The sequence below is a fragment of the Pseudoalteromonas sp. Z1A6 genome, assembly GCF_011378745.1.
GTDB lineage: Bacteria > Pseudomonadota > Gammaproteobacteria > Enterobacterales > Alteromonadaceae > Pseudoalteromonas > Pseudoalteromonas arctica.
Genome location: NZ_WTKW01000233.1, coordinates 1 through 6,804, shown reverse-complemented (window position 1 = coordinate 6,804; position 6,804 = coordinate 1). Strand labels below are relative to the sequence as shown.

Genomic DNA, 6,804 nt, shown 5'->3' with positions numbered 1-6,804 from the left:
CTCACTAATCTGCCAAACCGTCGTTTCACTATGAATAAGCTTATAGCTTTTAAAAATGAGCTTAAAAATAATAATATTCCGTTTGTAATATTATTAGCTGATGTAGATAATTTTAAAAAAATTAATGATCAATTCGGCCATGATTTTGGCGATGAAGCTCTTATCCATTTAGCCAAAATATTTGAAAATAATATTCCGCAAAATGCGATTGCTTCACGTTGGGGCGGTGAGGAGTTTTTAATTGTGATTCCAAATGTAACCGTTGATGATGGCGAGCTCGTTGCAGAAAAAATCCATAATGCCCTTAAAGCTTCAGCTGTAAGCTTATTTTCAGATAGTGTAAATATAACGCTAAGCATTGGCATCACAGCTGCAAACGCTGAACGCTCAATTGACCTAGATATTAAGCATGCTGATGAACTACTTTATAAAGCAAAAGAGCAAGGTAAAAACAGAACGTGCTCTTTTTAAATGTTTATTTACTTTAATCCATTGAAAACGAATCAAGGGATGGCCTTATTTTAGCCTTTCTACGTTTTAAGCTCATGTAGCATATTACAATACACGCAATCTGCATTGTAATTAAAACCCAATAACTAACACCTAAATCACTTAGTCCATTTATTTTTTCGCTAGTAAAGTAATAGGCCACAACGATTAGTTGAAAAACTAAAAAGCTATTTAAAAACTTAAATAAACGTTGTTTAAAACAAGTATGTTTATATTTACTAAATATAATTAAACAGGTGCTTAGTACTAATAACAACCAACTTAAAATTATACAAAAATCAACTAAAGTACTGTGCATTATTTAATCCTTGAAGACGTTATTTACTAACACATTAGGCGTGAGCCATTATTAGTTCTTTAGCATTTGCTTTAGCTGTTTTGCTTATGTTATCGCCGCCAAGTAAACGGGCTATTTCATTAATACGGCCATCTTTATTTAAAGGCAGCATATGAGTAAACGTTTCGCCTTGTGCTATTTCTTTAGCTACAAAAAATTGCTGATGTGCACTACTGGCAACTTGCGGTAAATGAGTAACACAAATTACTTGAGTTGATTTACCTAATTGGCGTAATAACTTACCTACAGCAGATGCCGTTGGGCCAGAAATACCTACATCAACTTCATCAAAAATAAGCGTTGGGGTTGTTACTTTTTGGGCAATAATTACCTGTATAGCAAGACTTATACGAGAAAGCTCACCACCTGATGCTACTTTAGCTAATGGTTGAAGTGGTTGTCCCGGATTAGTTGATACTAAAAACGAGACATTATCAAAGCCTAGGCTGTTTGGTGTACGATTACTCTCTTGAGTTAAGGCTATTTCAAAAACACCGTTTTCCATTGATAAGTTAGCCATGCTTTCACTTATTAGTGTGTTAAGTGTATTAGCATACTCGCAGCGGCTTTTACTTAATTCATCAGCAGTTTGCTTGTAACTAAGTAACGCGCTTTCTATTTCTGACTCAAGCTGCTCCAGACGATTACTATTATTACTTATTGACTCAAGTTCTTGAGCAATCGATTGATGAAACTCAACTAACTGCTGTGGTTTTATATGATGCTTACGCGCTAAATCCATCGCTCCACTTAGCCTATTTTCTACTTCAACTAAGCGTGCCGGGTCTAAATCTGCTTGCTCAGTGTAATTGCGCACTTCGCGGCTTGCTTCTTCAACTTGTACAGCGGCTTCGCTAAGCATAGCAGCTACGCTTGCTAAACTTTCGTCATATTGAGCCAGTTCGGTAAATTGTTGAGCGCTGTGCTGTAGTAATGAGCAAGCGTTTTGCTCATCACTTTCATATAAGTGTTGTAACTCACGTTGGCACGATTCTAATATTGTTTGGCTATTGCTTAGTTTGTAATGCTCAGCCTCAATTAAATCAAACTCATTTTCTTGTAATGCAAATTCATCAAGCTCAGCAACTTGATACTCTAACAATTGTTTTTGCGCTGCTTGTTGCTGCTGTTGTTGTTCTAAGTGTTTAAATTCTTTTTGTAAGTTAGCAAACTGTTTATAGTTTTTATTTACTGAGTTTACTAAGTGGTGATGCCCTGCATAGGCATCTAAAAGCTGTAACTGATGCTCAGCTTTTAATAAATATTGGTGGGCATGTTGTCCATGAATAGATATTAAATATTGACCAAGTTCTTTTAATTGTGATGCGGTAACTGCACTACCATTAATATAGCTTTTACTACGGCCATTTTTACAAACAACACGACGTAATAAGCACTCGTTGTCAGAAGTGCTTAGCATATGTTGCTCTAAAAATGCTTGAGCAAGCGGTAGATCTGTTAAGTCAAATTGTGCACATACTTCTGCTTTATCAGAGCTTGGGCGAACTGCTGATGCTTCAGCGCGCTCACCTAAGCATAGCGATAAGGCATCAATAGCAATAGATTTACCAGCACCTGTCTCACCTGTGATCGCAGTCATACCGCTGCGCCATTCTGTGCTTAAATTACTTACGATTGCAAAGTTTTTAACTTCTAAACCAATTAACATACTGTTTATCCATCCAGTCAATTAACTGTTAATTTATACAGTGTTTTGGTTTTTTGCAAATTAATTTTTTATTATTTAAGCAACACTTACATCTTGAGTAAACTGTGTATCGGAAGTTTGGGAAGATGCATCAATTTGATCATCAACAATATCAGTAGGTTGTATACTCTCTTCGGTTTTAAGCAGAGCAATGAGGGGAGGTAATGTATTAATATAAAAACTCTTATTGTATAAAATGCCTTGCTGGGGCAACTCAGATACAAAGTACTGTATATTATCAATCAATGGTTGAATTATATTTGTTTGATTGATTTTAATTAACTCGTTGGACAACGTATTAATTAGTAGGTCGGCGGTATCTTCAAGCTGTTGCAAGTTCTCGTCTGTATGTGATTGAACAACAAAAAAATTATTTACAATAGCTTGAATGCGAGGAACGTATTTTGGGCGAATTATTTTAGCATCAAGTAGATCATTAAGCTTTGCTTTAAGGCGCGTATTTACATGCGAAACACGTTCATTAAATAGCTTTTTTCTAGCTTCTATCGCTTTTTTACGGTTACTCTCAATTTTGAGGTAACTGTATAAAAGTGTAATTAATAGCAGTAAAGCAAAGAATACTACATAAGTCATTGCTACTCGTTCCTAAATTAGTTGATTATTATTTTAAGTCGCCATTTTGCTTTATAGTACCAAATTTGGCAATAAGAATAGGGCGTGTTGACCTTTCAGGATTAAGATTTGTTCAATCTAGGGGCGATTTAATCGCGGCGAGAGGTTTGAAACCTAGTGGGCTAAGTAAAAACCGAACAACAAAGAGTCAATCGCCCCTAGAAAGAACCCTTAGGGCAGCGCATGTTTGGCCTTTATGCTGTGTTATCGCCTATTTATGGGGAATAACCACACTACATAGGCTCTGCCTTGCCTAAATACCAAATATACAGCTGCAAATTTAACCTCGAAAGATAAACAGGTCCTAGTACAAACGACTACCCCAATTCAGTTTTGTACGTAAAACGTTGTAGTAAGAGTAATTTTTTGGATGAATTAAGCGCAATTGTTTATCGGCTTTTTTAATTACTACCTCATCGCCGGGTAATACGGCTAGCACTACGTGGCTGTCGCAGCTTACCTGTAGGCTATCTGTATTTTCTAGGCTTAGCTTTAAACGAACTTCATTATCGGCATCTACCACTAAAGGTCTGCTAGATAAGGTATGAGGAAACATAGGTACTAACGATATAGCATTTAGTTCTGGCGTTAATATTGGACCGCCACCTGAAAGTGAATACGCCGTAGAGCCTGTCGGGGTTGATACTATTAAACCATCGGAGCGCTGAGAAAACACAAAGTCATTATTTATAAAAGCTTCAAATTCAATCATGTGCGCTACTTTATCGGCATGAAGTACCGCTTCGTTAACGGCTGAGTTTGCACTTTTTAATTCGTTGTGGCGATATACTTCTACTTCTAATAAAAAACGTTTTTCTTCAAGATACTCACCACTGAGTACTTGCTCTAAGCTCGCTTCAAACCCTTCGGGGTTTAAATCAGTTAAAAAGCCAAGGTTGCCTCTATTTACACCAATTACAGCAATGTTAAAGCGCGCAAGTACGCGAGCTGCGCCAAGCATGTTACCGTCACCGCCTACAACAATGGCTAAATCGGCTTGTTCACCTAAGTCGACTAACTTAACAAGTTTGTCATGCGGAATATCGTCTAATTGACTCCCTGTGCGTTTTTCTACTATTACCTCAAAGCCAAGCGCAAGTAAAAAGATATGTAAACGCTGAAGGGTAGCAGCGGCTCCCGGGTGATTAGGTTTGCCAATTAGGCCTATGGTGTTAAAAGGAGAGTCCATAATGTACGCACAAAGAGATTTAATAATAGTAGAGTAACTCAAAACAGAAGTGTTTGAAAATACAGATTATAGCAATATTATAAACCTTCAATTTTATTCGCAGTGAGTTAGCTGCACGACTTGAAAAAGAACTAAACGCCCCGATATCTCTTTCATGCAACAAGATGTAGATACCATGAAACTAAACCCACGAGATCAGCAAATTTTTTCAGCTGTTATGAACATGTACTGTAATGGTGAAGGCTTGCCTGTTCCATCAACAAAAATTGCCAAGCTCAAAGGCATGGCAGTGTGTTCGGCTACGGTTCGTAATGCTATGGCTCGCTTAGAAAAAGTGGGCTTATTGTATTCACCTCATACATCCGCAGGGCGAGTGCCGACAAATGAAGGGTTTGATTATTGGTTTGACGAATTTTTTGTGCTTGCTGATATTGCTAATTATTGGCAACCACAGCAGTCACAACTCGTTGAGCTAGCGCATGGTTTGAGCCAAAAATACCAAGTATGTTGTTGTGTTGGTTTACCTCAAGCCAGTTCACAGCAAGTGTTTAGAGTAGAAGTGCTTGATTTTGATTCTACCGACTGGCTTATTTTATTAATAGATAGGGCAGGGCAGAGTCACAATATTTGTATTGATAAACCTCATGATTCGTCAGACTCTGTTCGTTATCAATTTGCCACTTGGTTGAACACTGTATTTAGCCAACAAACCTTAATGGAAGGTTTGTACCGTATGCAAGCTATGGCAAATACAGCGCCTCGAAATTGTCATGATTCGCTTAATCAATGGACGCGACAACTAAGCCAAAAATTAGGCTCAGATAATAGTATTGTTGTTGGTGAAAATTACCTCTACAAACAAATCGATTGCGAACAAAGTTTAAATATTGGTGTTTCGTTTTTAAATTATGTAGAAGATAAGCTTGCTTTTAAAAATGGTGTATCGGTACTTAATAGCGAAAAATTACCTTTTACTGAGTGCGATGAATTAATTGTAATAAGCGTGCCGTACTTTAAAAATCAAGAATATCAAAGCCGTTTTTGTATAATTTGTCCTAAATCAGCGCAGATTGAAGAAATAATTCAAGAATTTAAATTAATTGAGGCATCTAACTCTTGAATCTTTTTATTCAATCCCCATAATTACCGCAGTTGTAAAGAATTGGAGCACGTATTTTATGTCTGAGCAGACACAAAACCCTGAGCAAGAAGTAGAATTAAACGAAGAAATTTCTAAAATGCAGGCTGATGTAGAAGCAGCAGTAGAAGCCGCTGATCAGCATGCAGAACAAGAACAAAGCCCTGAAGCAGAAATTGCGATGTTATATGCAGAGCTTGAAGCTGCAAAGCAAACAATTGCTGATCAAAAAGACGGTGTTGTTCGTGCCGCAGCAGATGTAGATAATATTCGTCGTCGTGCAGCACAAGATGTAGAAAAAGCGCATAAATTTGCACTAGAAAAATTTGCTAACGAATTACTACCTGTAATTGATAACCTTGAACGTGCTATTGAATTTTCTGATAAAGAAAATGAGACACTAAAGCCGTTGCTTGAAGGTATCGATATGACGGTTAAGAGCTTTAATGACGCTGTTTCTAAATTTGGTGTTGAAATTGTAAACCCACAAGGTGAGCAGTTTAATCCAGATTTTCATCAAGCAATGTCAATTCAACCAAGTAACGATGTAACACCTAATACAGTACTTGCTGTTATGCAAAAAGGTTACACATTGAATGGTCGTTTATTACGCCCTGCAATGGTTATGGTTTCTAAAGCTGCTGACGCTTAATTAATTTAAGGTTATTAGCTTTGATAAAAATGCCTCATATTGAGGCATTTTTTTTGTCTTTTTTATAGTGAATTAGCTGTACGAGCATAGTGAGTAATACAGCACTAAACATTAAACTTGAAAATGGCACTGCGCTTTTTGCGTGCATAATGGCGAGTAGCGGGCCAACTAATGCACCACTACCAAAACGAAGTGTGCCAATTACGGCCGTTGCTGTACCTGTGTTTCTTTCAAACTTCATTAATATTAGCGAATCAGCATTACTTGCAGTGACACCTAAACTCATCATTAATGGCGCAATAGCAGCCACAATATAATAAAGTGATAAGTGCAATAAGCTAAATGTTAACAGCGCAAGCCCCGATACAAACCCACATACAAGCCCAATATAGAGCATTTTTCGAGAGCCCAGCCTTGGTACAATTCGCGTATTTAAAAAGTTACCAAACATAAGCGCCATTACATTAAACGCAAATAACACACCAAATAACTGTTCTGATACTTCATATAAATCTAAATAAATAAATGGTACTGAGGTCAAAAAGCAAAAAAATCCAAACGATACAAACATAGAACTGAGTATATCCGCACGCGCGTCTTTATTACTCAGTACTGTTTTATAGCTATCAAAAAATAG

7 protein-coding genes are annotated in these 6,804 nt (G+C 37.1%); 3 read left to right on the top strand and 4 right to left on the bottom strand.

Features of this window, described 5'->3' with window-relative positions; translation table 11 throughout:
• The coding region (locus GQR46_RS14065) for a GGDEF domain-containing protein (protein ID WP_165741277.1) at positions 1 to 471 on the top strand (471 nt) is incomplete at its 5' end.
• Positions 472 to 842: 371 nt separating this feature from the next.
• Here the strand turns inward: GQR46_RS14065 and recN are convergent.
• The 3 genes from recN to nadK all read right to left on the bottom strand — a co-directional run bounded on the left by recN (position 843) and on the right by nadK (position 4,377).
• Complete coding sequence (gene recN, locus GQR46_RS14060) at positions 843 to 2,516, bottom strand: DNA repair protein RecN (RefSeq protein WP_007584560.1); 1,674 nt, start codon at positions 2,514 to 2,516, stop codon at positions 843 to 845.
• A 75-nt stretch (positions 2,517 to 2,591) separates the two neighbouring features.
• The gene (locus GQR46_RS14055) at positions 2,592 to 3,149 is read right to left on the bottom strand and encodes a hypothetical protein (RefSeq protein ID WP_007584558.1); all 558 of its coding nucleotides are present in this window, start codon (positions 3,147 to 3,149) and stop codon (positions 2,592 to 2,594) included.
• Between the two features lie 343 nt (positions 3,150 to 3,492).
• Positions 3,493 to 4,377 (bottom strand): NAD(+) kinase, encoded by an 885-nt coding sequence (nadK, locus tag GQR46_RS14050; protein WP_165741276.1) that lies wholly within the window; start codon positions 4,375 to 4,377, stop codon positions 3,493 to 3,495.
• A 154-nt stretch (positions 4,378 to 4,531) separates the two neighbouring features.
• Between nadK and GQR46_RS14045 the strand changes: the two genes are divergently transcribed.
• Both GQR46_RS14045 and grpE read left to right on the top strand, forming a co-directional pair.
• Positions 4,532 to 5,497: an HrcA family transcriptional regulator gene (locus GQR46_RS14045; protein WP_024590838.1), complete on the top strand. Its 966-nt coding sequence runs from the start codon at positions 4,532 to 4,534 to the stop codon at positions 5,495 to 5,497.
• A 58-nt stretch (positions 5,498 to 5,555) separates the two neighbouring features.
• Positions 5,556 to 6,167 (top strand): nucleotide exchange factor GrpE, encoded by a 612-nt coding sequence (grpE, locus tag GQR46_RS14040; RefSeq protein ID WP_007375833.1) that lies wholly within the window; start codon positions 5,556 to 5,558, stop codon positions 6,165 to 6,167.
• 34 nt (positions 6,168 to 6,201) lie between these two features.
• Here grpE and GQR46_RS14035 read toward each other — a convergent pair.
• Positions 6,202 to 6,804: MFS transporter (locus GQR46_RS14035; protein ID WP_165741275.1), on the bottom strand; the 603-nt coding region annotated here is incomplete at its 5' end.